The sequence below is a fragment of the Streptosporangium roseum DSM 43021 genome, from assembly GCF_000024865.1.
Lineage (GTDB): Bacteria > Actinomycetota > Actinomycetes > Streptosporangiales > Streptosporangiaceae > Streptosporangium > Streptosporangium roseum.
On sequence record NC_013595.1, the window covers coordinates 8,129,822 to 8,155,838 of the forward strand.

General features: G+C 71.4%; 25 protein-coding genes. 13 read left to right on the forward strand and 12 right to left on the reverse strand.

The window, feature by feature from the left end; translation table 11 throughout:
- Positions 1-2: 2 nt before the first annotated feature.
- The 5 genes from SROS_RS35535 to SROS_RS35555 form a co-directional block, all read right to left on the reverse strand.
- Positions 3-830: a sirohydrochlorin chelatase gene (locus SROS_RS35535; protein ID WP_012893782.1), complete on the reverse strand. Its 828-nt coding sequence runs from the start codon at positions 828-830 to the stop codon at positions 3-5.
- A 287-nt stretch (positions 831-1,117) separates the two neighbouring features.
- Positions 1,118-1,660, reverse strand: coding sequence for a GNAT family N-acetyltransferase (locus SROS_RS35540; RefSeq protein WP_012893783.1), 543 nt, complete (start codon positions 1,658-1,660; stop codon positions 1,118-1,120).
- A gap of 121 nt (positions 1,661-1,781) precedes the next feature.
- The gene (locus SROS_RS54615) at positions 1,782-2,456 is read right to left on the reverse strand and encodes a LutC/YkgG family protein (protein WP_425358640.1); all 675 of its coding nucleotides are present in this window, start codon (positions 2,454-2,456) and stop codon (positions 1,782-1,784) included.
- 272 nt (positions 2,457-2,728) lie between these two features.
- Positions 2,729-4,141, reverse strand: coding sequence for a lactate utilization protein B (locus SROS_RS35550; protein ID WP_012893785.1), 1,413 nt, complete (start codon positions 4,139-4,141; stop codon positions 2,729-2,731).
- An 85-nt stretch (positions 4,142-4,226) separates the two neighbouring features.
- Positions 4,227-4,979 carry a (Fe-S)-binding protein gene (locus tag SROS_RS35555; RefSeq protein ID WP_012893786.1) on the reverse strand — a complete coding sequence of 251 codons (753 nt, stop codon included), beginning with the start codon at positions 4,977-4,979 and terminating at the stop codon, positions 4,227-4,229.
- A gap of 69 nt (positions 4,980-5,048) precedes the next feature.
- Between SROS_RS35555 and SROS_RS35560 the strand changes: the two genes are divergently transcribed.
- The gene (locus tag SROS_RS35560; RefSeq protein WP_012893787.1) at positions 5,049-5,831 is read left to right on the forward strand and encodes a FadR/GntR family transcriptional regulator; all 783 of its coding nucleotides are present in this window, start codon (positions 5,049-5,051) and stop codon (positions 5,829-5,831) included.
- On the opposite strand, the gene SROS_RS35565 is transcribed toward SROS_RS35560, so the two are convergent.
- On the reverse strand, positions 5,751-7,292 hold the full coding sequence (locus tag SROS_RS35565; protein WP_012893788.1) for a sulfatase family protein: 1,542 nt from the start codon (positions 7,290-7,292) through the stop codon (positions 5,751-5,753). The genes SROS_RS35560 and SROS_RS35565 overlap by 81 nt on opposite strands.
- Before the next feature lie 102 nt (positions 7,293-7,394).
- Here SROS_RS35565 and SROS_RS35570 point away from each other — a divergent pair, with 102 nt between their 5' ends.
- Positions 7,395-8,414 (forward strand): LLM class F420-dependent oxidoreductase, encoded by a 1,020-nt coding sequence (locus SROS_RS35570; protein ID WP_012893789.1) that lies wholly within the window; start codon positions 7,395-7,397, stop codon positions 8,412-8,414.
- Positions 8,415-8,549: 135 nt separating this feature from the next.
- On the opposite strand, the gene SROS_RS35575 is transcribed toward SROS_RS35570, so the two are convergent.
- From SROS_RS35575 to SROS_RS35585, 3 genes are all read right to left on the reverse strand, one after another.
- Positions 8,550-9,428, reverse strand: a complete 879-nt coding sequence (locus SROS_RS35575) for an ABC transporter substrate-binding protein (RefSeq protein ID WP_012893790.1) — start codon at positions 9,426-9,428, stop codon at positions 8,550-8,552.
- Positions 9,429-9,687: 259 nt separating this feature from the next.
- Positions 9,688-11,643: an FtsX-like permease family protein gene (locus tag SROS_RS35580; RefSeq protein ID WP_245564397.1), complete on the reverse strand. Its 1,956-nt coding sequence runs from the start codon at positions 11,641-11,643 to the stop codon at positions 9,688-9,690.
- Entirely contained in the window at positions 11,640-12,482 is an 843-nt protein-coding gene (locus SROS_RS35585) for an ABC transporter ATP-binding protein (protein WP_012893792.1), read from the reverse strand. The genes SROS_RS35580 and SROS_RS35585 overlap by 4 nt, the downstream gene beginning before the upstream one ends.
- 115 nt (positions 12,483-12,597) lie before the next feature.
- On the opposite strand from SROS_RS35585, the gene SROS_RS35590 reads away from it, so the two are divergent.
- Together SROS_RS35590 and SROS_RS35595 are read left to right on the forward strand one after the other, a co-directional pair.
- On the forward strand, positions 12,598-13,248 hold the full coding sequence (locus SROS_RS35590) for a response regulator (RefSeq protein WP_012893793.1): 651 nt from the start codon (positions 12,598-12,600) through the stop codon (positions 13,246-13,248).
- 136 nt (positions 13,249-13,384) lie between these two features.
- On the forward strand, positions 13,385-14,050 hold the full coding sequence (locus tag SROS_RS35595; RefSeq protein ID WP_169369451.1) for a DUF4328 domain-containing protein: 666 nt from the start codon (positions 13,385-13,387) through the stop codon (positions 14,048-14,050).
- Positions 14,051-14,100: 50 nt separating this feature from the next.
- On the opposite strand, the gene SROS_RS35600 is transcribed toward SROS_RS35595, so the two are convergent.
- The gene (locus SROS_RS35600) at positions 14,101-14,367 is read right to left on the reverse strand and encodes a DUF6504 family protein (RefSeq protein ID WP_012893795.1); all 267 of its coding nucleotides are present in this window, start codon (positions 14,365-14,367) and stop codon (positions 14,101-14,103) included.
- A gap of 74 nt (positions 14,368-14,441) precedes the next feature.
- On the reverse strand, positions 14,442-15,197 hold the full coding sequence (locus tag SROS_RS35605) for a GntR family transcriptional regulator (protein WP_012893796.1): 756 nt from the start codon (positions 15,195-15,197) through the stop codon (positions 14,442-14,444).
- A gap of 357 nt (positions 15,198-15,554) precedes the next feature.
- Here SROS_RS35605 and SROS_RS35610 point away from each other — a divergent pair, with 357 nt between their 5' ends.
- From SROS_RS35610 to SROS_RS35650, 9 genes are all read left to right on the forward strand, one after another.
- The gene (locus SROS_RS35610; protein ID WP_012893797.1) at positions 15,555-16,718 is read left to right on the forward strand and encodes an ABC transporter substrate-binding protein; all 1,164 of its coding nucleotides are present in this window, start codon (positions 15,555-15,557) and stop codon (positions 16,716-16,718) included.
- A gap of 32 nt (positions 16,719-16,750) precedes the next feature.
- Positions 16,751-17,635, forward strand: a complete 885-nt coding sequence (locus tag SROS_RS35615) for an ABC transporter permease (protein ID WP_012893798.1) — start codon at positions 16,751-16,753, stop codon at positions 17,633-17,635.
- On the forward strand, positions 17,623-18,480 hold the full coding sequence (locus SROS_RS35620) for an ABC transporter permease (RefSeq protein ID WP_012893799.1): 858 nt from the start codon (positions 17,623-17,625) through the stop codon (positions 18,478-18,480). Before SROS_RS35615 ends, SROS_RS35620 begins: the two co-directional genes overlap by 13 nt.
- Entirely contained in the window at positions 18,477-19,559 is a 1,083-nt protein-coding gene (locus SROS_RS35625) for an ABC transporter ATP-binding protein (RefSeq protein WP_012893800.1), read from the forward strand. The genes SROS_RS35620 and SROS_RS35625 overlap by 4 nt, the downstream gene beginning before the upstream one ends.
- Positions 19,549-20,295 (forward strand): HAD family hydrolase, encoded by a 747-nt coding sequence (locus tag SROS_RS35630; RefSeq protein WP_012893801.1) that lies wholly within the window; start codon positions 19,549-19,551, stop codon positions 20,293-20,295. The genes SROS_RS35625 and SROS_RS35630 overlap by 11 nt, the downstream gene beginning before the upstream one ends.
- A gap of 32 nt (positions 20,296-20,327) precedes the next feature.
- Positions 20,328-22,073 (forward strand): serine/threonine-protein kinase, encoded by a 1,746-nt coding sequence (locus SROS_RS35635; RefSeq protein WP_148269304.1) that lies wholly within the window; start codon positions 20,328-20,330, stop codon positions 22,071-22,073.
- A 73-nt stretch (positions 22,074-22,146) separates the two neighbouring features.
- Positions 22,147-23,106 (forward strand): quinone oxidoreductase family protein, encoded by a 960-nt coding sequence (locus SROS_RS35640; protein WP_012893803.1) that lies wholly within the window; start codon positions 22,147-22,149, stop codon positions 23,104-23,106.
- A gap of 396 nt (positions 23,107-23,502) precedes the next feature.
- The gene (locus tag SROS_RS35645) at positions 23,503-24,696 is read left to right on the forward strand and encodes an AAA family ATPase (protein ID WP_169369453.1); all 1,194 of its coding nucleotides are present in this window, start codon (positions 23,503-23,505) and stop codon (positions 24,694-24,696) included.
- A 58-nt stretch (positions 24,697-24,754) separates the two neighbouring features.
- Complete coding sequence (locus tag SROS_RS35650) at positions 24,755-25,339, forward strand: RloB family protein (RefSeq protein WP_281048040.1); 585 nt, start codon at positions 24,755-24,757, stop codon at positions 25,337-25,339.
- A gap of 62 nt (positions 25,340-25,401) precedes the next feature.
- On the opposite strand, the gene SROS_RS35655 is transcribed toward SROS_RS35650, so the two are convergent.
- Positions 25,402-25,992: a helix-turn-helix domain-containing protein gene (locus tag SROS_RS35655; protein ID WP_012893806.1), complete on the reverse strand. Its 591-nt coding sequence runs from the start codon at positions 25,990-25,992 to the stop codon at positions 25,402-25,404.
- Positions 25,993-26,017: the final 25 nt, after the last annotated feature.

A 26,017-nucleotide genomic window follows, 5' to 3' on the forward strand; every position in this document is an offset into this window, starting at 1 on the left:
GGTCACCAGGCGATGCCGCTGAGCGCCTCTTCGTAGCGTTCGATGACCACGTCGGCCAGGCCCTCGCAGTCGCCGATGACGTCGGCGCAGCGGACGTCGAGATCCGGGTGGCCCGCGGCGTAGGCCATGGCCTGGGCCCAGACGCGGTCCAGCACACCGCCGGCGAACAGCAGGTAGGGCACGACGATCACACGCTTGGCGCCGAGGCGGCGGCAGCGCTCGATGCCGCCGGGGACGCCGGGCGGGGTGAGGGAGACGAAGGCGGTCTCCACGGTCATGTACTCGTGGGCGTGGGTCTCCCAGAACAGGCGGGAGACCCGGTGCACGTCGGCGTTGGAGGCGGGGCTGGTGGATCCGTCGCCGACCAGGACCACGGCGGTCTCGCCGATCTCGATGCGCTCGGGCTCGTCGTCGAACGGCCCGGCGGCGGCGGGGACCAGGCGGAGGCTGGCGACCTCGGCCGCGGCGTCGGCCAGGCGCTCGGCGAGCAGCGCCAGGACGCGGGGGTCGGAACCCAGGGGGCGGCCGTAGTCACAGGTGAGCATGGGATGCCGCTCCTGCTCGCGGGCCATCGCCGCGGGGATGTCGACGCCGATCCGCGTGTCCCCGGTGAGGCTCAGCGGGAGCGCCACCATGCGGTGGTGCCCGTGGGCGACCAGCGAGGCGATCGAGTCGCTGAGGCGCGGGGTCGCCTTGGAGATGTATCCGCCGGACACGGCCGCGGCCGTCTGGTCCAGGCGGCAGCGGAGCCGGTGGACGAACCTGCCGAATTCAGCAGATCCATTGTCATCGTGTGAGCCCTGCCCGATGAGCAGCAGCGGCGGCTTCATAGAAACAGGACTCCAATGACCTTGACCTGGGGATACGCAACAGCGAATCGCGAGGATATCCGATAACGCCGCGACATGGACAGGTAACGGATCAGCAAAGTGAGCCGGAGCACACGGGAGCGGGTACGGAAGCGCGGGGCGGCATGACCCGTCGCTTCCACCACTCCCGCTCTTGACCGGGACGCCAGGGAACAGGTCATGACATATCGACAGGACGCCTACGCGGGCCGGGACAGGTCCTGCCGTCGCGCACGCCGATGCCGTACTCGCCGTGATGCCCGTGAGGGTCAGGACAGGTCGGTTCTGAGCAGGCCGAACACCACGACGTCGTGCGGGCCGTCGTCCTCCAGCTCCGCGGCGCGCAGCACGCCCTCCCGGACGAACCCGGCCTTCTCCGCCACCCGGAGGGAGGCGGTGTTGTCGAGATTGGCGCGGAGCTCGATCCGGCGGAGCGCCGTGGTCTCGAACAGCCGGCGGACCAGTCCGCGCACGGCTTCGGGAGCGTAGCCGCGTCCCCGGTGCATCGGGTGGACGCCGTACCCGACCTCGGCGGTCCCGGCGCCCCACAGCGTCTTGAACAGGCTGATCGCGCCCACCACCAGCCCGTCGGCGTCCATCGCCAGGTGGACGCCCTGGCCGGAGCGGTGCAGCTCGTGCACGCCGTGGGCGAGCCACTGCGAGATCCCGGACGGATGGCCGGGCGCGCCCGGCGGGAGGAAGGCGTGCCGCGCCTCGACCACCGCGCGGATCCGGCCGGCGTCGGCCGGGGCGAAGGGGCGGAGCGTGAGCCGTTCGGTCGTGACGGACAGATCAGGCGCTAGCACGGTCACGCGCTCTCCCTACCCCGGGAATGGGTGCTTCACAGCTCACCCCAGAGGGGCACACCTCCGCAAGCCCGGTTCCACCCGTCCGCCCGTCCGGGAGGGACGGGCGGGCGGGCGGAGCCGGGGGTCAGCGGGCGATCACGACCTCCAGCGTGCGGGGGCCGTGAACGCCTTCGACCCGGTTCAGCTCGATGTCGCTGGTCGCCGAGGGGCCGCTGATCCAGGTCAGGGGCCGTGCCGGGTCAAGCCTTCCGACGGCCTCGGGCACGCCCGCGACGATCTGATCGGCCCGCACCAGGCACAGGTGGTAGTCCGGCACCAGGGTCAGCGCCCGCCGTCCCTGCCCGGGTCCGGCGTCCAGCACGATGGTGCCGGTCTCGGCGATCCCCAGCGCGCAGCCCGTGATCACTGCGTCGGCCGCGTCCAGCTCCACCGCGCTCAGGGCGGGCTCGTCCCGCACGATCGCGGCCGCTCCGGGACCGGGCTCCACCGCGCTCAGGGCGGGCTCGTCCCGCACGATCGCGGCCGCTCCGGGACCGGGCTCCACCGCGCTCAGGGCGGGCTCGTCCCGCACGATCGCGGCCGCTCCGGGACCGGGCTCCACCGCGCTCAGGGCGGGCTCGTCCCGCACGACCGCGGCCGCTCCGGGACCGGGCTCCACCGCGCTCAGGGCGGGCTCGTCCCGCACGACCGCGGCCGCTCCGGGACCGGACGCCGGGTCCCCGGCCTCCACGGCTCTCGCCGCGACGGCCGATCGCACGGCCTGCGCCCACTCCTCCGGCAGCCCGTCGGGAACGACCACGCGGGCGGGCGCCCGGCGTCCCAGCGCCGCCGCGATCGCCCCGGCCACCTCCCCCGCCTCCACCACGTGGACGACGGCCCGGTAGTCGGCCACCCGCTCGGCGAACAGCTCCACCACCCCGGTCAGGTCCGACGACGTGCGGTAGGCGCGGGTGATCTCGACGTCCGGTGCTCCGGCCACGGCCGCGCGGATCCTCGACAGGATCAGCTCCCTGCCGCCCGCGGGCACGCCCGCCCGGGGGTCACGCGGGTCTCGCCCGGCTGCCGTGCCGCTCATCGGGCGCCTCCGTCGGTACGGTTCCACCAGTCACGGAAGGACTCGGCGGGGATGTCGGGGATGTCGCGGGTGTCGGTCCAGGCGGACAGCGGGCCGGGCAGGCGCTCGGGGACGAACCTGCGGAACCGTCCGCCGAGGCGCTGGGCACGGGCCAGCCGTGCCGGGCGGTTGAACACCCATCCGGCGGCGCGCATGCCCAGCCGTTCGGTCCGAGGATGGCGGGCCTTGCCGCGCAGGTGGACCAGGACCTCGGGGATGTCGATCGCCACCGGGCAGGCCTCGAAGCAGGCGCCGCAGAGCGTGGAGGCGTAGGGCAGGGAGGCGTCCAGCGCGGATCCCATGCCGCGGAGCTGCGGGGTGAGGATGGCGCCGATCGGGCCGGGATAGACCGAACCGTAGGCGTGACCGCCCGCGCGCTCGTAGACCGGGCAGACGTTCAGGCAGGCCGAGCAGCGGATGCAGCGCAGCGCCTGGCGCCCGACCTCGTCGGCGAGGACCTGGGTGCGGCCGTTGTCGAGCAGGACCAGGTGGAACTCCTGCCCCTCGACCGCGCCGGTCCAGGTGGAGGTGTAAGGGTTCATCCGCTCGCCGGTGGAGCTCCTGGGCAGCAGCTGTAGGAAGACCTCCAGGTCCCGCCAGCTCGGCAGCAGCTTCTCGATGCCGACCACGCTGATCAGCGTCTCCGGCAGGGTCAGGCACATCCGGCCGTTGCCCTCGGACTCCAGCACCACCAGCGTGCCGGTCTCAGCGATCATGAAGTTGGCCCCGGAGACGGCGACCTTGGTGGACAGGAAGCGTTCCCGCAGGTGGAGGCGGGCGGCCTCGGCGAGGGCGCGGGGCTCGTCGGTCAGCCCCTCGGGCGCCGCGCGGCCCCAGTCGGCCATCTTGTCCTGGAAGATCTCGCGGATCTCCGAGCGGTTGCGGTGGATCGCCGGGACCAGGATGTGCGACGGCCAGTCGTCGCCGAGCTGCACGATCAGCTCGGCCAGGTCGGTCTCGTAGGCGGTGATGCCCTCGGCCTGGAGTGCCTCGTTGAGGCCGATCTCCTGGGTGGCCATCGACTTGACCTTGACCACGCTGGTCTCGCCGGTGGCCTTGACGAGGTCGGCGACGATCCGGTTGGCCTCCTCGGCGTCGGCCGCCCAGTGGACGTGACCGCCGGCCGCCGTGACCGCCTCCTCCATCTGGAGCAGGTAGCGCTCCAGGTTGCGCAGGGTGTGGTCCTTGATCTCCTTGCCCGCGGTCCGGAGCTCCGTCCAGTCGGGCAGCTCGGCCACCACGGAGGCCCGCTTGCCGCGGATCGTGTGCGTGGCCTTGCGCATGTTGAACCTGAGCTGCGAGTCCTGTACGGCCGCCGCGGCGTTCCGGGGGAACGCGGGCATGCCGAGGAACGTGTTGCCTCCGCTCATCGCGTGGCCCCTCCCCCGAGTGCCGGTGTCACGTGGATGTGAGGCGCCCGGCCGCCGGGAAGGGCCGCCGGCCGCGTGGTGCCGGTCATCGGGTGGCCTCCGTGGCGGCGAGGATCTCGGCGAGATGCATGATCCGGACGCCGGCGCGCTGGCGGGCGAGAGTGCCGCCGATGTGCATCAGGCAGGAGTTGTCCGCGGCGCAGAGCACCTCGGCGCCGGTGCTCGTGACGTTGCGCACCTTGTCGCCGCACATGGCCGCGGAGATGGCCGGGTTCTTCACCGCGAAGGTGCCGCCGAAGCCGCAGCACTCCTCGGCTCCGGGCAGGGGGACCAGCTCCAGCCCTCTGACCTGCTCCAGCAGGCGGGTGGGGCGGTCGCCCAGGTGGAGTCCGCGCAGGGAGTGGCAGGTCGGGTGGTAGGTCACCCGGTGCGGGAAGTAGGCGCCGACGTCGGTGACGCCGAGGACGTCGACCAGGAACTCGGAGAGATCGTGGACCTTCGGCACCATCTCGGCGACCTCGCCGGCGAAGGAGGCCGTCGCGGCGCGGGAGGCGGTCGCGGCGCGGGCCAGCCGGGGGTACTGCTCGCGGACCATCGCGGCGCACGACCCCGACGGCGCGACGACCGCGTCGTATCCGGCGAAGACGTCCACGAAATGCCGCGCCAGCCGCGTCCCCTCCTCGGGGTATCCGGTGTTGACGTGCATCTGACCGCAGCAGGTCTGCGCCTGGGGGAACTCGACGTCACATCCGAGGCGGCGCAGCAGCGTCACGACCGCCTGCCCGGTGCCGGGGAACAAGGTGTCGTTCACACAGGTGATGAACAGGGCGACGCGCACGGCACTCCTTCCGTTCTATGGTCTGACCACAGTATGGTCTGACCATACCGAGTCACAAGAGGAGGGCCCTTGAGCGGATGGCAGCCCGTCCGGCGCACCCGGGCGTTCGAGGATGTGATCGCCCGGATCGAGGAGCGCATCGCGGGCGACGGCCTCACGGTCGGCGACCGCCTGCCGGGCGAGCGCCAGCTCGCCGAGCAGCTCCAGGTCAGCCGGTCGTCGGTGCGTGAGGCGATGCGCGTGCTGGAGACACTGGGAGTGGTGTCCTCGCAGGTCGGCCGGGGACCTGACGCGGGGGCCGTACTCACCTCACGGCCCGCCGGAGCGCTGACCGACCTGCTCCGGCTCCACCTCGGGCTGGCGAGCCTGTCCCTTGAAGAGGTCATCGACGCCCGGCTGATGATCGAGCAGTGGTCCGCCGCGCGCGCCGCCGTCCACGGGAGCGACCTGTCGGCCCTGAGCGACGCGCTGGAGCGGATGGATCAGGCCGCCACGGCCGAGGATTTCGTCGAGCACGACACCGCCTTCCACGTCGCCATCGCGGAGGCCTCGGGAAATCGCCTGATCGCCGCCATGATGCGCTCCCTGCGCGACTCGGTCCGCCGCTACGCCATCGAGGCGGTCGAACGCCTCGGCGACACGGACGGCCTCATGACCGACCACCACCTGATCCGTCGGGCCATCGCCTCCGGGAACCCCTCGGAGGCGACGGCCGCTGTGGAGACGCACCTGCGACGCGCCTACCCGGACATCTTCCGGACCTCGGTCATCTCAGGGCCTCCGGGCGCCGATGACCGACGCCGGGGTGAGGACCAGGCTCGGAGTGAGGACCGAGGTCGGGCCGACGGGTGAGGGCGGCCCCACGAACGGGGGCGGCCGGACGGAGTCGGCCGAACGGCAGGTGGCGCCGGAACAGGCCGCCAGGGCGTCGAGTTGCTGGTTGAACTGGGCGATCACGGCGGGCGCGACCCTGGCGGCGAGGTTGTGGAGCTGGTGCGGATCCCTGACGAGATCGTAGAGCTGGTATTCGCCGGTCGAGTAGCGGACGAAGGTGTTCTGGGCGGTCCGCATGCCCTGGTAGGCGGGGACCGGGGTCTGGCGGGCCGATTTCTCGCTGGTCGGGCGGTAGAACTCGAGCAGGACGTTCTGCCGCCACGGGGAGGGCGTCTGGCCGCGCAGGAGCGGGAGCAGGGACCGGCCCTCGGCGAAGTCGGGGAGCTGCGCCCCGGCGAGCTCGGCGAAGGTCGGCGCGAGGTCCACGTTGGCCGACATATCGCCGTTGACGCCGCCGGGCCGGACACCCGGGCCGCGGACCACCAGGGGCACCTTGATCGACTCGTCGAACGGGGTCGTCTTGCCCTGGGCGAGCCGGTGCTGCCCCAGATGGAACCCGTTATCAGATGCGAAAAATATGTACGTATCGTCTAGTTTGCCGGTATCCCTCAGGGTCTTGATCAGCGCGCCGACCATGTCGTCCACGCCGAGCATGGACCGGAGCCTGCGACGGTAGCGCTCGTCGATTTTCTCGATCGTCCTGGCGCTGAACCTGGGGCGCGAGCTCAGCCAGCGGGGCTCGGCGCTCACGTCCGCCTGGTCGAAGGACGGGGTCCGGGGGGCGATGGCGTCGGCGAAGGCGTTGGCGTACCGGGGCGCGTGGTTGGCCGGGTTGTGCGGCGCCGTCGGAGCGAGGTACAGGAAGAACGGATCGGGGCTCTGGGAGACGAACGCCCCGGCCTTCTGGCTGAGCACGTCCGTCAGGTAGTCCTCCGGCGCGGAGCCGCGGGTCGTCAGCACGCCGTTCTCGTTGAGCGTGTAGCCGTACTCCTCGTAGAGCTTGCGTACCGGTACGTCCCACTCGTCCCAGCCCGGCGGCACGTACGTGGGTTCGGCGGAGCCGCCGGGATAGTGGTTGAGGTATTTGCCCATCAGTCCGGTGCGATAGCCGGCCGATTTCATCCACGTACCGAGAGTGGAACGCTCCAAATCGGAATCATGGAACTTCGTGAAACCGCCTTCAGGCGCCGTATTAGTCAGAACGCCGTGGCTGTGGACGTATTGGGAACGCAGGATCGACGAACGCGACGGGCAACACCAGGAGTTCGTCACGAAAAACCGATCGAAACTGGTGCCGGCACGGACGAGTTGATTCCAGATATTCGGAAACTTCTGTAGATCCCCATCGTCCAGGTCATCGACGAGGATCAGGACGATGTTGGGCCGGCCGGCGGCCTGCGCCGCGACGGGAGTGACTCCTGAGGCGCAGAGGAGGGACAGCAAGATCAGGCACAGGGCCTTGCGGACAGCATCAAGCACATATTCACGTTTCCCGGAAGGGTGAATATCGACACCTTACTCTCGACCAGCCAAGCTAGAACGTGTTCTAATTGCGGTGCGCATATCCGGCTGGAGGCCTTCATGAGCACCGACCTGAAACTTGGCCTGAATCTTGGTTACTGGCAGCGGAACGCCGACGACGCCACCGAGATCGTCCAGACCGCGGAACGGCTCGGCTACGGGTCGGTATGGACCGCGGAGGCCTACGGTAGCGACGCCTTCACCCCTCTGGCCTGGTACGGCGCGCGGACATCCCGCATCAAGCTGGGGACCTCCGTGGCACAGATCTCGGCCAGGACCCCGGCCGCGACCGCGATGACCGCGATGACGCTGGACCATCTGACCGGTGGACGGCTGCTCCTGGGCATCGGCGCCTCCGGCCCGCAGGTGGTCGAGGGCTGGTACGGCAGGCCGTTCCCCAAGCCGCTGGCCCGCACCCGCGAGTATGTGGAGATCATGCGCAAGGTCTGGCGCCGCGAGGAGCCGGTGACCAGCGACGGCGAGCACTACCCGCTCCCTTACCCGGGAGGGACGGGCATCGGCAAGCCGCTGAAGCTGATCACCCACCCGCTGCGCGAGGAGATCCCGCTCTATCTGGGCGCCGAAGGTCCCCGGAACGTGGCGCTCGCCGGAGAGATCGCCGACGGCTGGCTGCCGCTGTTCGTCTTCCCGGAGAAGATCGAGCAGATGTACGGCCCCTCGCTGGCCGGGGCCGGGCCGGACTTCGACATCGCCGCCATGGTCATGACACTGATCACCGACGACGTCCGGGCGGGACTGGACGGCGTGAAGATGATGCTCACCCTCTACATCGGCGGCATGGGCGCCAAGAGCCGCAACTTCCACGCCGACATCATCGGCAGGATGGGCTACGCGGAGGCCGCCGAGGAGATCCAGGCACTCTATCTGGCCGGGCGCAGGGACGAGGCCTTCAACGCGATCCCGGACGAGCTGGCCGACGGCATCTCCCTGGTGGGCCCGGTGGAGCGGATCCGCGAGCGCCTCGAACTGTGGCGCAAGAGCCCGGTCACCAGTCTGCTGGTCATGGGCCCCCGCGACGAGGCCTCGCTGAAGACGGTCCGCGACCTCGTCCTCGGCTGACCCGCCCCGGCCGGCCCCGCCTCACCCCGCACCGGCTCCGTTCCGGACCCGCCGCCGCCGGGACCAGGAGCTCCGACCACGGCCCGCCTCCACCGGGCCCGCCACTCCGCGCGGACCTCGGGGAGGCCGGGCGCCTCAGGCCGCGACCTCTTCGAGCTCGGCCGCCACGATCCGGTTCAGCGACGGCACGACCGCCCTCTCCACGTCGGCCCGCGCCGCCAGGAACCCGGCGTCGTACAGCACGCCGGCGGCCTGCCGGTGCTCGGCGACGAACGCGCCGGTGACCGGCTCCAGCGTCCACGGCAGCCGCCTGAGCGCGGTCGCCCAGGAGTCGACGGATCCGCCCACGGCCTCGACCGTCATCCTGGCGGCCATGATCGGGTGCTCCCGCGCCCACCGGCCGGCCTCGCGCAGCGCGCGCACGACGGTGGCGACGGCCTCCGGGTTCGACTCGGCGAAGGAGGTGCGGGTGAGGAACACCGAGCGGTCGGCGATGACGCCAGCTGTGCCGGAGAGCCGGGCGAAGTGCCCGGACCGCTCGGCCTCGACCAGCTCCGCCCCCTCGGCGACCCAGCCGGACACCACGCCGTCGCGCAGCCAGAAGCGCGCCTCGGAGGCGGCCGGGCGCGGCTCGATGTCCTGGTAGGAGAGCCCCGCATCGGCCAGCACCTTGGCCAGGAAGTGGGTCTGCCACGAGCCCACCCGCAGCGAGACCGGCCGGTAGCGCAGGTCGGTCACGGTCATGACCGGGCCGTTCCTGGCCACCAGCAGCGCGCCGTAACCGGGGCGCGGGGCCGACACCGCCGCGTAGGCGATCGGCAGGCGCGCGGCCTGGGCGACGAGCGACCCCGTGGAGCCGGCGCCGCCGAAGTCGATCACCCCCTCGGCGATGAGCTCTCCGGTGCGGCCCGCGTCGGCGTAGCGGTGGACCTCGATGCCGTCGAGCAGGTGATCGAGGTGGGAGAGGATGAACAGCGAGGGATTGCGGACGTGCACCCCGATGCGGATCGCCATCGAATCGCTCCTAGGTCTTCTGAGGGCCCCGAGGAGGAGCCGCCGGACGAGGGGGCCTCTGCCCGCCGGCTCCATCCCCGTGAGCGGCACCCGTGACCATGGGGTGCGCCCCGTCTGCGGGGAACACCCGGCCGGAAGGTCTGCGCCCGCCGCGCGGGTCCGGCCCCGCGGCTCCTTCGGCAGCCGGGGTCCCCGTACTCCCGACGGTAACGATCCGCTTCCATGTTTGCAAGTTTTCCTACTGGTTAAATAGGAATATCTAGTCCGGGCGGGGTGCGGGGTCAGCGGTGACCGAGCGCAGGAGCGGTGCGCTCGCCGCTCCGGCCCCGATCACCCCGGCGAAACCGAGCACCACGCAGACGAGCAGGGTGACCACGCCGGCGACGTTCATCGCGGAGATGGCGAACGGGGTGGCGCAGAACATGCCGACCACGATGGCACCGCCGCCCATGACCGTCAGCGGGATGAGCGTCTCGGCGCGGCGCGCCTTGTTCAGCACCTCCAGCGGGGTGCCCGCCAGGCGGAGCAGGGCGTAGGTCTGCCTGCGGTCCAGGACCGAGGAGGCGGCGGTGATCCCAGCGCTGGCGATCGCGACCAGGAAGGAGACCGCGAGCACGGTCACCGTGCCGGTGCCGATGTCCTCCAGGATCTGGACGCCGGAGCGGTTCTCGTCCGCGGCCGAGGTGGCGCCCTGCCCCGGGACCAGGCCGTCGAGGGCGGTGCGCGCCCGGTCCACGGACTCGGCGTCGCGCTTGCCGAGCGAGGCGGTGAGCACTCTGGTCCCGCCGTCGCCGCCGGCTTCGACCGTGGCGGGGACGCCCGCCGCGGACAGCCGTTCGCGAGCCGCGGCGGTGACCTCGGCCACCTGGGAGGAGGGGACCGACAGGCGCAGGTCGACGGCGTCCGCGTTGCCGAACAGGCCGCTCCCCGGACTGAGCAGGCCGATGAACCCGGCCACGAACCCGGTCATGGCGACACCGCTCACGGTCCGCCAGGCGGCCTTGGGGTCGTCCACCAGGCGGCGCCCGGCCAGCAGCCGGGCCGGGCCGCGGGCGGCGCGCGAGACGATCCGGCCCAGCATGCCGACCACCCACGGGCCGGCCAGGTTGATGGCGAGGAAGGGGAGGCCGATGACGACGGCGGCGAGCACGATGGCGCTGTCCACCCTGAACACGGGCACCATCGCGAGGCTCGCCAGCAGAGCGACGACCCGGACGAAGCGCATCGCCGGAGGCGTCTCCCGCTTGGCGACGCCGAGCGGGCTGACCACGATCCGGCGCAGGCCGACCACCGCCGACAGGCCCACGAGCAGCGGTACGGCCACCAGCACCGCGAGCACGGCGAGCACGCCGGGCCACATGTCGGACAGGAACCAGGGACCGCCCGCGATCTCGATCCCGGTGAGCAGCGGGACGCCCAGGCCGTACAGCACCATGCCGAGCACCGCGCCGCCGAACGCGGTGATCACCGCCTCCGCGACGGTCATCGTGACCACCTGGCCGGGGGTCGCGCCCACCAGCCGGAGCGCGGCCAGGCGCTGGTCCCTGCGGGCCACGGTGAGCCTGGCCGCCGCGCCGCCGAACACCAGCAGCGGCACGACCATGAGCACGCTGGCGATCAGCCCGAGCGCCATGTAGGCCTCGGCGTCGCCCGTCGGCTGCCCGGTGAAGCCGGAGATCTTCATGGGCCCGGCACCGGCGCGCGGACCGTCCGCCGGCTCCGCCGTCATCATCGGGGAGCCGGGCTCCTGGCCCCGGACCGCGACGAGCTCGCCGGGGTGGACCAGCGCCCCGTCGCCGACCGTTCCGGCGACCTTCCCTGGAAAGCGGCCGGCGAGCTGGTCGGCCGGGAGCTCCCGGACGAGCTCGGCCAGCGCCGGGGAGAACCAGACCTCTCCCGGTGCGGGAAAGCGCTCCAGGCCGGGCGGCGGGGCCACGCCCGGCGTCAGCGCCGCCAGGTCCACGACGGTGATCTGCCGGTCGCGCACGTAGTCCCTGCGCACGGCCTCGATCGCCGTGGCCTTCCCGGTCGCCGCGACCGGGTTGCGCCACGCCTCGCGGTCGGCCCGCCCCTGGAAGGCGAGGTTGACCGACACGGCGAAGATCAGCAGCGCGGTGGAGACCGCCACCGCCGCCACGGTCAGCCCCGCGCCCAGCAGGCCGCGGCGTCCGCCGCCGCGCAGCAGCCGCCAGGTCAGACCCATCAGCCCGCTCACCCGGTCACCCCGGGAAGGATCCGGGTCGCCGGCTCCCGCGTGACGTCCTGGCCGGGGGCCGGGTGCCGCGGGTCGTGACCGGCGGAGGGGCGCGGGTCGTGACCGGCGGAGGGGTGGGCGCCGTGACCGGCGGAGAGGTGCGGGTCGTGTCCGGCGGGAGGCCGCGTGACGTCCTGGCCGGGGAGGATCCGGCCGTCGCGGACCTCGGTCACGCGGTCACACCACCGGGCCACCTGGTGGTCGTGGGTGACGACCACCAGCGAGGCCCCGTTGTGCTTGGTGGCCTCCACCAGCAGGCGCATCGTGTCGTGGCCGGTGCTCTGGTCGAGCGCGCCGGTCGGCTCGTCGGCGAAGATCACCGCGGGCCGGGTGACCAGCGCGCGGGCGATCGCCACCCGCTGCGCCTGACCGCCGGAGAGCTCGCCGGGGCGGCGGCCCTCCATGCCTCCGAGCCCGAGCGGGCCGAACCACTCGCGGGCCTGCCGTACGGCGTCGGCCCGGGAGACGCCGCCGAGCATGAGAGGCAGCGCGACGTTCTCCTCGGCCGGGAGCTCCGGCAGGAGCTGGCCGAACTGGAACACGAACCCGAACCGGGTACGGCGCAGGGCGCTGCGCTGCCGCTCCCCCATCGCGTCGATGCGCAGGCCGAGCAGGTGGACCTCGCCCGCGTCCGGCTTCATGATCCCGGCGAGGCAGTGCAACAGGGTCGACTTGCCCGACCCGCTCGGTCCCATGATCGCCACTGCCTCGCCGGTGTGGACGGCCAGCCCGACGCCGCCCAGCGCCACGGTCGGGCCGAACCGCTTGACCAGGCCGGTCCCTTCAAGAACAACACTCATGCCGATGACCCTCCCGCGCGGGAGCCTGCCGGAGGATCGGCCGACCGTCCGATTCCCCGGCAGGGGCCTCGTCCGAAAGTCCGATGCCGGATTTCGAGCTGGCAGAATCCATCAGGTGACGATTCGGGTGCTCATCGCTGACGATCAGGTTCTGGTGCGGACCGGTTTCCAGATGATTCTGGACGCCCAGGAGGACATGGAGGTCGTGGCGACCGCCGGGAACGGCGCCGAGGCGGTCGAGCACGCGAGGAGGCTCCGGCCCGACGTGTGCCTGCTCGACATCCGGATGCCCAAGCTGGACGGTCTTGAGGCCACCCGGATCCTGGCCGGGCCCGGGGTGCCCGATCCGATGCGGGTGGTCATCGTCACAACCTTCGACCTGGACGAATACGTCTACGGAGCACTGCGCGCGGGCGCGACCGGGTTCCTGCTCAAGGACAGCGGGCCGACGCTGCTGATCGAGGCGATCCGGGCCGCGGCGGCCGGGGACGCCCTGGTGTCGCCGTCGGTGACCGTACGCCTGCTCGAACACCTGGCCCATCCCCGGTCCGGGGGCGCCCGCCCGCTCACCGAGCCGCTCACCGAACGCGAGCTGGACGTCGTCCGCCTGGTGGCCAGGGGACGGACCAACCAGGAGGTCGCCGCGGAGCTGTTCGTCTCGCTGTCGACGGTAAAGACGCACCTGGGGAGCATCCAGGCGAAGCTCGGCGCCAGGAACCGGGTGGAGATCGCCGCCTGGGCGTGGGAGTCGGGCGTGGTGAGCTGACCGGCGGGGCGCGGAGGGCTGATTAGCGGAGGGGCCCGCGGGATAGAAAAAGGGCAGGTCCTTCAGCGCATGGCGGGGGGAGACATACATGCGCGCCAGCTCATCTCCACACACGAAGTCCGCTTCAGCCGTTTACGTGACCCTCGCCGCCCAGGTGGCCGCCACCGCCGCCCTGGTGGTGTTCGAGCAGGCCCGGGGCCGGCGGCTGGTCCAGGAGATCTCGGCACTCGGCGGCGATCCCCACGCCCCCGGGGCGCAGGCCGTCGTCGGCGCGGTCTCCGTCTTCGCCATCCTGATCATGCTCGTCACCGCGACCACGGTCGCGGCCGCCGCCGCCTACCTGACCTGGCTGATCCAGACCCGCCAGAACGCCTCCCCCGGGGCGCAGACCGCACCGGTCCTGGCCGCCTGGTCCGTGCCGGGGATCAACCTGGTCGCCCCGCCGGTGCTGGTCCATCGCCTCTGGTGGGACTCCCGGCCGCCGGCGGACCGTCACGGCCGCTGGGTGGCGCTGCTCGCCGCCTGGTGGCTGAGCTGGCTGGCCGTGCTCGCCCTGGTGCTGCTACGGCTCACCGCCGCGGGCGACACCGCCGCGGGCGACACCGACCTGACCGGCCTCGGCCCGGCCGAGCTGGCCGTCGTCACGCTCTGCGCCCTGCTGTGCGCGGCGACCGTCCGGCAGATCACCCGGATCCAGGCCGCGGGCGCCCGCCCGCGCCCGCCGGCGCGGACCGGCCCGGTCATGGCGCGGATCCTCGCGGAGCAGGACTCCGCGCAGCAGGTCCACCACGCCCGGCGGTGACCGCCGGGACGCCGGCGCCCCGGGCCGGCGTCCTCGGGCGGGGCGGGAGGTCAGTCCCACGCCCTCATCAGCAGCCAGCCCTCGCCGGCGGTGTCGAAGCGGAGCTCGTAGGTGCCGGGCCTGCTGCCGGGATCGGCCTCGACCCGCCAGAACCGGCGCTCCCCCGGATCGCGGGCGGAGGTCTTCCACCACTCCCGCGAGACCACCCAGTGGTCCAGCACCCGGTGGACGGCGTGCAGCCGGTCGCGCCAGACGAACTGGACCGGCTGCCCCTCCCGGGTCCACACCTCGATCGGGTCTCCGTAAAGTCTGCTCAAGACGCTCTTCTCCCCCGCGGCTTCCAGATGATCACCCGGGGGAAGACGGGCCATGGCATATCGAACATACGTTCTTACGGAGCCGAGCGCAAGTCCCCCACCTGTCGCACCAGTGGATTGGCGTCCACCGAGTTGCGGATGCTGAACGTCACGCTGCCCGCCCGGTAGCGGTCGTCGGACCACTCGACCGGGCGTCCCTCGTGGGTGGTGGTGACCCGCCGCTGGCGCAGCAGCGGGCTGCCCCGCCGTACGGCCAGCAGCCGGGAGTCCTCGACCCCCGCCGCGACCGCGTCGATGAGGTGCTCGCCGTAGGCGAAGACGAGGCCGACCCCCTCGTAGAGGGCCTGGGTGACCGACTCGCACCCGGGGTCGAGCCGCTCGACGGCCGGGGCGATCCACCCGGCGTAGACGGTCCGCTCCAGCAGCACCGGCTCGCCTTCGAGCGAGCGCAGCCGCAGCACCGACAGCACCGGCTCGCCCGGCTGGAGTGCCAGCCGCGCCGCCTCGGTGGCGCCCGCGCCCCGGCGGCGCTGCTCCAGCACCCGCCCGCTGACCCGGTAGCCCATCGCCCTCGCCCACTGGGCGAAGCTGTGCAGCTCGGCGAAGCTCTGGCTGCGCTCGCGGCCGAGCACGATGCGCCGGGCCCCCTGCCGGGAGCCGACCAGCCCCTCGGTGGCGAGCACCGCCACCGCCTGGCGGACCGTGCCGCGCGAGGCCGCGAAGCGGGTGGCGAGCTCGGCCTCCGAGGGCAGCTGCGCTCCGACGGCGTACTCGCCGCGCATGATCGCATCCCGCAGCTCCGCCGCGATCCCCACGTAGCGCGCCGTCATGATCGCCCCCACCCGGCTCCCCGGCCGGCGCCGCGCCCGAGTTCTCGGCCGGGCTCCCGTCCGTGCCCCCGGCCGGGCGCCCGCCGGTCGTGCGATCTCGCCTCGCCCCTCACATCCGCCCCTCCGTCCCGTCCCGGCGCGCAGCCAGGACAACCCTCGCTGCGCACACCGGGCGGCCAACCCACCTTCACCCTAAACAAGGATGAATCGCCCATGAAGTCCCAGCTCTCGCATTCTCCCGACGTACTTCGGGCGTTCATCGGACCGAAACCGGCTGCCGACTTACTAGGTCTAGCTTGTTTGTACAAGTTCGCCTACTTTCATTGCATATTGCGCGACACCCCCTTGGGAGACAACGTGATCGCATCCCGAGTCCGCTCTGCAGGCCTGGCCGCGCTTCTCCTCGCAGGCGCCACGGCATGCGGAGCCGCACCGACCACCGCCGCGCCGTCCGCCTCCGGCAGCGGCTCCGCGGCCGGTGTGGACGCCAGGACCGCCGCCTCCGCGGCCGACTTCGGCGGGCTGGACAAGCTCGTCGAGGCCGCGAAGAAGGAAGGCAGGCTCCACGTCATCGCCCTGCCGCCCGACTGGGCCAACTACGGAAAGATCATCGAAGCCTTCACGGCGAAGTACGGCATCGAGATCGAGAGCGAGACCCCCGACGCCGCCAGCGCCGACGAGATCAACGCGGTGAAGACCCGCAAGGGCCAGGACCGCGCCCCCGACGTGCTCGACGTCGGCCAGTCCTTCGCCATCAGCGGCGCCGCCGAGGGACTGTTCGCGCCCTACAAGGTCCAGACGTGGGACAAGATCCCCGCCAACCAGAAGGAGCCGAGCGGCCTCTGGTTCAACGACTACGGCGGCTACGTCTCGATCGGCTGCGACGCCAAGAAGATCACCAAGTGCCCGGAGACCTTCGCCGACCTGCTCAGGCCCGAATACAAGGGCAAGGTCGCGCTGAACGGCAACCCGACCAAGTCCGGCTCGGCGTTCGCAGGTGTGTACGCGGCGGCCCTGGCCAACGGCGGCTCCTTCGACGACATCCAGCCCGGCCTGCAGTTCTTCAAGAAGCTGAAGGACACCGGCAACTTCAACCCGGTGGAGACCACTCCGGCCACCATCGAGAAGGGCGAGACCCAGATCAGCATCGACTGGGACTACAACAACGCCGCCTACGCCCCCAAGATGGCCGAGAAGGGCCTCGACTGGAAGACCGTCATCCCGACCGACGGCAAATACTTCCAGCTCTACGCGCAGGCGATCAACAAGGACGCCCCGCACCCGGCCGCCGCCCGCCTCTGGCAGGAGTTCCTCTACAGCACCGAGGGCCAGAACCTCTACCTCGGCGGCTTCGCCCGCCCGGTGCTGCTGCCCGCCATGAAGGCCGACGGCTCGGTCGACAAGACCGCGGAGGCCAACCTGCCCCCGGTCGAGGGCGAGCCCACCTTCCCGACCGAGGCCCAGGTCAACAAGGCCAAGGAAGTCCTGGCCGGCGGCTGGGGCGCCGCCGTCTCCGGCTGACCGATGACGACGACCGATTCCCCGGCCGAGCGATGACGGCGGTCAACGGGGGTACGGCCACCCGGCGCGGCGGCCGTACCCGCTCCACGGGGTGGCTCGCCGCCCTGCCCCTGCTGGCCTTCGTGGCGCTGGCGTTCGGGATCCCCGCGGTCGCGCTGCTGCTCGGCGCGTTCACCGTCAGGGACCCGCAGAGCGGGCTCTCCTCCTTCGGCGCCGCCAACGTGGCCGAGAGCCTGCGGGGCAACTACCTCGCCACCCTCCTCAGCAGCGTGCGGCTGTCGGCGCTGGTCGCGGTGCTCGGCGCGGTCCTGGGCACCTTCCTGGCCCAGGCCGTGGTCACCTCCCGGTTCCGGGCGCTGCGCGAGACGGTGCTGACCGCCTCGGGAGTGCTGGCCAACTTCGGCGGCGTGCCGCTGGCGTTCGTCTGGATCGCCACGCTGGGCAACTCCGGCGTGGTCACCAAGGCCTTCGGGCTGGGCGAGTCCGGCTGGAGCCTGTACACCTTCTGGGGCCTGGTGATGGTCTACATGTACTTCTCGGCGCCGCTGATGGTGCTGGTCATGACCCCGGCCCTGGACGGCCTGCGCCCGCAGTGGCGGGAGGCGGCGCAGAACAGCGGCGCCACCGCCTGGCAGTTCTGGCGGCACGTCGGTATCCCGGTGCTGGCCCCCGCGCTGCTCGGCGGCGTCGTGCTGCTGTTCGGCGGCGCGTTCGCCGCCTACGCCACCGCCCAGGCGATGGTCGGCAGCACGGTCCCGCTGGTCACCCTGCAGATCGCGGACGCGCTCACCGGCGACGTGCTGATCGGCCACGAGAACATCGCGCTCGCCCTCAGCCTCGACATGATCGTCATCGCGATCCTGGTGATGGCGGTCTACCTGCCGCTGCAGAGGAGGAGCTCCCGATGGCTGCGGTAGCCACCGTGCCCGAGGCCGCCCCCGGCCCGGCCGCCTCCCGGCCCCGCCCGGGGCGGGTGCGCGTCTGGCGGGGGGTCGTGCTGGGCGTCGCGGCGCTCTACTTCCTCGTCCCGATGGCCGTCTCCTTCTGGTTCACCGTCCACACCGAGGGGAAGGGCCTCTCGCTCGGCGCCTACACACGGATCCTGTCCGCGCCCGGCTTCGTCTCCAGCCTGCTGCTCTCCCTGGGACTGGCCGCCGCCACGATCGTGACGGTGCTGCTGCTGACGCTCCCCGCGATGCTCGCCGTACGGCTCGGCGCGCCGCGGCTGCGGCCGGCGCTGGAGCTGATCGCCACGCTCCCGCTGGTCGTGCCGCCGATCACCTATGTGGTCGGCATCGGCACGGCGCTGCGCGGCGGCACCGAGGCGCTGTCCGCCACGCCGTTCTGGGCCACGCTGATCGCGGTCCAGGACGAGAGGTTCCCGGTGGTGCTCGTCCTGGCCTACGTGGTGCTGACGCTGCCGTTCGCCTACCGTTCGCTGGACGCCGGGCTGCGGGTGATCGACGTGCGGACCCTGGTGGAGGCGGCGCGGAACCTGGGCGCCTCGTGGCCGCACGTGCTGCTGCGGGTGATCGTCCCCAACATCCGCTCCGCCATCGCCAGCGCGTCCTTCCTCACCCTCGCGCTGGTGCTCGGCGAATACACCGTCGCGGCCCTGCTCGGCTACCAGACGTTCCCCGTCTGGATCGTGACCGTCTCCGGCAACGACGGGCAGCTGTCGGTGGCCCTGTCGATTATCAGCCTGCTGCTCATCTGGCTGCTGTTGCTCACCCTCTCGGGTGCGGGAAGGAAACGTCGTTGACCGTAGAGCTCCGGGGGCTGCGCCGCACGTTCGGCCGCACGGTCGCCCTGGACGGCCTGGACCTCACCGTCGAGCAGGGCGAGCTGATGGCGCTGCTCGGACCGTCGGGCTGTGGCAAGACGACGGCCCTGCGCTGCGTGGCCGGCTTCGAGCACCCCGACTCCGGGGCGGTGCTGGTGGACGGCGAGGACATCACCCGGGTGCCGGCCAACCGCCGGGACGCGGGCATGGTCTTCCAGTCCTACAGCCTGTTCCCCAACCTCAACGCCCGCGACAACGTCGCCTTCGGACTGCGGGTCCGCAAGGTGCCCGCCGCCCGGCGGCACGCGCGGGCGGCGGAACTGCTGGAGCTGGTCGGCCTCCCCGCGCACGCCGAGCGCTACCCGCACGAGCTCTCCGGCGGCCAGCAGCAGCGCGTCGCGCTGGCCAGGGCACTGGCCCTGGAGCCCCGCGTGCTGCTGCTGGACGAACCGCTGTCCGCGCTGGACGCCAAGGTCCGTGTCACGCTGCGGGAGGAGATCCGGCGGCTCCAGCTCGACCTCGGCATCACCACGATCTTCGTGACCCACGACCAGGAGGAGGCGCTGTCGGTCGCCGACCGGGTCGCGGTGCTCCGCGACGGGCGGCTGGAGCAGTGCGGGGCCCCCGCCGACGTCTACGACCGGCCGGCCACGCCGTTCGTGGCCGAGTTCGTCGGCACGATGAACCACATCCCCGGCCGCCTGTCCGGGGACGAGGTCACGGTCCTGGGCCGGCTGCTCAAGGTGGACGGCCCGCTGCCCGCCTCCCCCGACGTGGACGTGCTGGTCCGCCCGGAGACCGTGCTCGTCACGCCCGACCCGGAGGGCGGGGCGCTGGTCGTGGCGTCGTCGTTCCGCGGCTCGTCGGCGCGGCTGCGGGTGCGGCTGGGCGAGCTGGAGGTCCTCAGCGACGTGCCCGGCCACGACGCGGTACGGCTGGCCCCCGGCACCCGGGTGGCCGTCGGCCTCGTGCGACGGCCCGTCCTGGTCGCCGAGCGCGCCACCGCCGGCGGCGACCAGGCCCCCGCCGAGCCTGCGGCTCCCGCCGGTGCCGGCTGAGCTGCGCGCCGTCCTGTTCGACATGGACGGCACGCTCGTGGACACCGAGGGGCTGTGGTGGCAGGCATGCGTGGCGGTGGCGGCGGAGCTCGGCCTGGAGCTGGCCGGGGCCGACGCCGCCCACGTGCTCGGCCGGCCCGTCGAGCACGCCGCCGCCCATCTCCTGCGGCGGAGCCTCGCGCGGCGGGACCGGGCCTCCTCGGACGGGATGACCGCCCACCCCGGCCGGGTGCTCCCTGGGGAGGCCCCCGCACGATCCGACGAGACGTCCGCCGAGGCCGTCGGCGCGCGGCTCACCGAGGCCTTCGCCGAGCGGATCGCGGGCGGGGTGACCCCGCTGCCCGGCGCGATCCGGCTGCTGGACGACCTGGGCGCGGCCGGTGTGCCCGTGGCCCTGGTCAGCGCCTCACCCCGGCGGATCGTGGACATGGTGCTCCGCACGGTCGGGGCGGAGCGGTTCCGTCTGGTCGTGGCCGCCGAGGACACGGCGCGCGGCAAACCGCTGCCCGACCCCTACCTGAGGGCGGCCGCGGCGCTGGGCGTGGACCCCTCCGAGTGCGTGGCCGTGGAGGACAGTCCCACCGGCCTCGCCGCCGCCCGCGCCGCGGGATGCCGGGTGGTCGCGGTGCCGGGCGGAGTGCCGGCGCCGTACGGCGTGCTGGCGGTGGAGAGCCTGGAGAAAGTGGATCTGGCACTGTTGCGGCTGCTGACAGCCGGGAAGATCTCGGTAGGCTGAACCACTTCATGTGACGGTATATGCGGTTAGGTATGACGGTGAACAACCTCACTCCAGGTGATCCCATACAGATCGGGCGATATCGCCTGCTCAGCCGGCTGGGCCGAGGCGGGATGGGCACCGTCTACCTCGGCGAGTCACCCGAGGGGCAACGGGTCGCCGTCAAGGTGATCAACTCGGAGTACAGCCAGCACGAGCAGTTCAGGATGCGTTTCCGCCGGGAGGCCGACGCGGCCCAGCGGGTCCGCCGGTTCTGCACCGCCGCGGTGATCGAGGCCGCGCTGGACGGCGACCAGCTCTACGTCGTCACCGAATACGTGGCAGGCCCGAACCTGGAGGAAGCCGTCCATTCGGGGGGACCGCTCCGCGGTTCCAGCCTCGACGCGCTGGCGGTCGGCGTGGCGACCGCGCTCACCGCCATCCACGGCGCCGGGGTCGTGCACCGCGACCTCAAGCCGTCCAACGTGCTGCTCTCCTCGGTCGGCCCCCGCGTGATCGACTTCGGCATCGCCCGCGCGCTGGACACCCTCAGCGGGGTCACCGGCACCGGCGAGATCATCGGCACGCCCCGCTACATGGCGCCCGAGGTGCTGCGCGGCGAGCCGGTCTCCCCCGCGTGCGACGTGTTCTCCTGGGGCTGCCTGGTGGCCTTCGCCTCAAGCGGCCACGCGCCGTTCGGCGGGGAGGCGCTGCCCGCGGTGCTGTACCAGGTGCTCAACACCGAGCCCTCCCTGGAGGGCATGGACCCCGCGCTGCGCGAGCTGGTGACCTACGCGATCGCCAAGGACCCCCGGAACCGGCCCACCTCCCAGCAGGTGCTCGACCACCTCGTCGGCCGCTCCGCCGCTCCCGAGCAGACCGCCCACTCGGTCCAGACGGTCTGGCAGCAGAGCCCGCCCACGATTCACGGGACCGCCCAGTGGGCGGGAACCGTACCGCCGGGACAGCACACCGGCCCCGGACACGGCGGTTCCGGACACACCGTCGCGGCCGCGCCCGCCGGACAGCCCGCGCGGAGGAAGAAGCTGATCGCCGGAGCGGCGGTGGCGGCCCTGGTCGCGGTGGGCGGCGGGGCCGGCCTCTATCTCTCGCTCGCCTCCGGCGGCCCGCCGGAGAACCTCACCCTGCTCTACCAGAACGACTTCACCCAGAGCGGGAACGGCTGGAGCGGCGGCACCTACGACGGCGACAACGACCACGGCTACGCCCCCGAGGGCTACTACGCCCTCGACGTGGACGGCGACGACTCCGTACTGCGGGAGAAGGCCCCCGTCCCCTTCGCGACCGCTCCGCCGGCCACCCCCAACCCCACGGCCACCCCCACTCCGGTCCTGCCCAGCCGCCTGCTGCTCGGCGTCGACGTCGGGATCCGCGACGGCAGCAGCGGCCAGGGCGAGTACGGCATGTTCTGCCGGGGCGAGGACACCTACGAGGCGACCCGCTACGAGTTCCTGCTCGACACCGCCGGCAACACCCGCATCCGCAAGAGCGTGAAGAGCGCCGGGGGCGAGCTCACCAAGGCCGTCAAGGTCAACCTGCCCAAGGAGCAGCCCGTCCGCCTCCAGGTCGAGTGCTCGGGCGGCCCGCAGGGCGTGCAGCTCATCATGTGGGTCAACGGCGAGAAGGTCCAGAGCGTTCTGGACGCCAGCCCGCTGCCCCCCGGCGAGGTCGGCCTGATCGCCCGGGTCGGCGAGAACGGCACGGCCACGCTCAAGACCTCGTTCGACAACTTCACCATGCACGGCACTCTGGAGAACGCGGCCTCCGGAGCGCCCTGAACGGGAACAACGAGTGATCGCGGCGAGGTTGGGGAGGATCGAAGCACTCGAATGAGGTAAGGAGTCCAGCACGATGCGCGCCATTGTCGTCTCCGCCACCGGCGGCCCCGAGGTTCTCACCTACACCGACCACCCGGATCCCGAGCTGAACCCCGGTGACGTCCTGGTCGACGTCTCAGCCGCGGGCGTGAACTTCATCGACGTCTACCAGCGGATGGGCCGCTACCCGCTGTCGCTGCCCTTCGTCCCCGGCAACGAGGGCGCGGGCACCGTCGCCGCGGTCGGCGAGGATGTGCGCGATTTCTCCGTCGGAGACACCGTGGCCTGGGCGAACGTGATGGGCAGCTACGCGGAGAAGACCGTGGTTCCCGCCTCCCGGCTGCTCGCCGTGCCCGACGGCGTCACGGCCGATCTGGCCGCGGCCGTGATGCTCCAGGGAATGACCGCCCACTACCTGACCCACTCCACCTACGAGGTGAAACCCGGTGACGACGTGCTGGTGCACGCCGCGGCCGGGGGCATGGGCCTGCTGCTCACCCAGATCGCCAAGCTGCGCGGCGCCCGGGTGATCGGCACGGTCTCCACCGAGGAGAAGGAGAAGCTGGCCCGTCAGGCGGGCGCCGACGAGGTGCTCCGCTACGGCGGCTTCTCCGAGGCGGTCCGCGAGCTGACCGGCTCCGGCGTGCACGTGGTCTACGACGGCGTGGGCGCGGCCACCTTCGACGGCAGCATCGCCTCGCTGCGCCCGCGCGGCATGATGGCCCTGTACGGCCAGGCCAGCGGCCCGGTCCCGCCCGTCGACCCGCAGGTCCTCAACCAGCACGGCTCCCTCTTCCTGACCCGCCCCACGCTCGTCCACTACGTCGCCACCCGCGACGAGCTGACCTGGCGGGCCTCCGATCTCTTCAACTGGATTGCCTCGGGGCAGCTCAAGGTGCACATCTCGCACCGCTATCCCCTGGCCGAGGCCACCCGCGCCCACGAGGACCTGGAGGCGCGCCGGACCACGGGCAAGCTCCTGCTCATCCCCTGAGCCGCCACGCCGGCGTACGGCGGCCGCCCCACGGTGGGGCGGCCGCCGTCAGCGGGGTTCCAGCGGTCCGGGGAAGGCCGGCAGGGCGGCGACGATCTCGATATCGCCCCTGGGACACCGGGAGCCGCCCCACTCGGAGCGGCGGCCGGGCGAGGACCGTACGGAGCAAAGCTTTGGACGCATTTAAAAAGCTGTCTGCGGGGAATCTCTTCACAAAGGGCGCTGGAACTGTATGGTTCGTACGCTCCGACGAAGAGGTGATCCGCTGTGCTCCTACGATTCCGGGTGGCCGACCACCGATCGATACGCGACGAGCAGACACTGTCCTTCGTTGCATCCCGTCGTCGCGGGGGAGATCGGCATCGGCGGACCGAAACCCCTCCTACCGTCTCGGTCGTGGGAATCTACGGTGCCAATGCCTCCGGGAAGTCGAACATCCTTGACGCCTTACGGTGGATGCAGTGGGCAATTCAGGCATCCCACACGAATTGGGCACCAAACCGGGGTGTGCCACGGCACCCCTTCCTCCTGACGGAAGAAGCACGCTCGGCCCCTTCCTTCTATGAACTCGACTTCCTCCATGAAGGGACCTGTTACTCGTACGGCTTCGAGATCGATGACGAAGTCGTGCAGGGCGAGTGGCTGTTCTCCTTCCCCTATGGCCGTCCTCGGCGCCTGTTCGAGCGCACCGGACCGGACGAGAACGACTACGACTTCGGCAGAGCACTCACCGGAGAGATGCGCCGTATCGCCACACTCACCCGGGGCAACGCCCTGTACCTGTCTTCCGCGGCGTCCAACAACCATCCGTTGCTCGGCGCACTCCACCACAGACTCACCACTTCCATCCAGTTCGCCAGCCAGGACTTTCCCGACGAACACATCCGGCTGCTGGTGACCAGGCAACTACTCCAGAACCCCGCGACGGCGCCGGACATCAACGCGCTTCTCCGCCTCGCGGACCTGGGTATCGAAAAGGCGGAAGTGGTCGAGAGCGAACTCCCCGCCGAGCTTGCGGAGCGGCTGGAGCGGTTGCATCGGCTGATGGCGGGTGACGAGAGCCTGCGAGTCATCCCCTCGAACGTCGACTACCTGAAAAGCAGGATCCAGCTCCGGCGAACGGGCAGCGACATCGCCTTGAGCATCGACGAGGAGAGTGCCGGAACACGGGTATGGCTCTCCATCGTCGGGCCGACACTCGAAGCTCTGGCGGACGGCTCCGTCCTCGTGGTGGACGAGATCGACTCCAGCCTCCACCCGCTGCTCAGTTCCACGCTGCTACGCATGTTCAAAGATCCGGACATCAACCGGAAGGGCGCACAACTACTGTTCGCCTCACATGACACCACTTTGCTCGGGACCATGCTCTCCGAGGAACTGCTGTCACGCGACGAGGTCTGGTTCACGCAGAAGGACGTGGACGGCGCCACGACGTTGTTTCCGCTTGCCGAATTCCATCCACGACGTGACGAGAACGTAGAGCGGGGCTACCTCCAGGGGCGGTATGGTGCCGTTCCCCACCTCGATTTCGACATGGTTCGAAAAATATTCCAAGAGAGGCAAGCCGCCCTGGATGAAGAGACGGCGTAGCCCCCAAGGCCTGGAAAGAACGTCATCCAGAAGGGAACCGAAGAAGCGGATTCTCGTGATGTGCGAAGGCACCGTCACCGAGGTGCAGTACTTCTCCGGAATCAAGGATCATTTTCGCGCCCTCCCGGTGGAGATCGGGACCTGCGACATCGACGGATGCGGAAGGGACCCCCTGGGAGTCGTGCGCGCGGCAGAGAAACGCCGGGACACCGCCCATCGGAAAGCACAGCGCCAGGGGGACGCCTATCTCGCCTACGACGAGGTCCGGGCGGTGGTCGACGTGGACGAGCACACCTCGCTCGAAGCCGCGATCAGAAGAGCCCGCGAATCCGGAATCCGCCTCGCGATCTCCACTCCATGCTTTGAGATCTGGCTGCTGCGGCACTTCCAGGAATGCTCGGCCGCGCTCACTTCCGCGATCGTCCAGAACAAGATCCACAGATATGTTCCCGGTTACGAAAAGCACCTGCCGGAAGACTTTCCCTACGGCGAGCACGGGACGGCCCGGCGACGGGCACGGACCGCCGACCCCCACCATGACTCCCCCAATCGGAAAGGTCGCAACCCGTCTACGAACGCCTGGCTGACGATCGATGCGATCGCGGCGTCAGGACAGAGAGACGCGAAGAGCAGCCGATGGTGAGGTGTCTCAGCGCCCGGCCCGCGCCATCGCCTCACATCACGGCGGGCGAGGCGATGGCGAGCTCACTCCGGCCGGGCCCGCTCCCCCAGGCCGACGGGGAAGGCGTCGAAGTGGACGATGACGCGCGCGGTGTCCGGAACCTCCTCGTCCCGTTCCCGGACCCTGTCGTGGTAGGCGTCGAGGACCCCGGAGACCTCGCGCACGAGGCCGGCGAGCTCATCCCTGGTCAGGCGTAACGCCAGGCGGGAGTTGACCCCGGCCGTGATCCAGGGCCGGGGGGAGGTCCGTGACTCCTCCAGCCACCGGGCGAGCTCGGCGCCGCGCTGGCGGACCATCTCCGCGAGGAGGAACTCGGTGGCCTCCGCGGTCTCGGGGTCACGGCGGAACCGGTCGCCGTCGAGGGAGAAGCCCCGGGTGCGCCACCAGCGCTCCTTGCCCTTGCCCCGCTCGGGCATGTCCTCGATGAACCCGTGCCGCTCAAGCTGGCGCAGGTGGTAGCTCGTGGCCCCGGTGTTCTCCCCCATCTGGGCGGCGAGCTGGGTCGCGGTCGCCGGGCCGTGCTGCTCCAGCAGCTCCAGGAGCCGGAGCCGGAAGGGATGGGCGAGCCCCTTGAGTGCCGAGGCTCCGAGATCACGAGTCTTGTCATCTGTCATGTGCAGCCATATCTTTGCAAAGGAA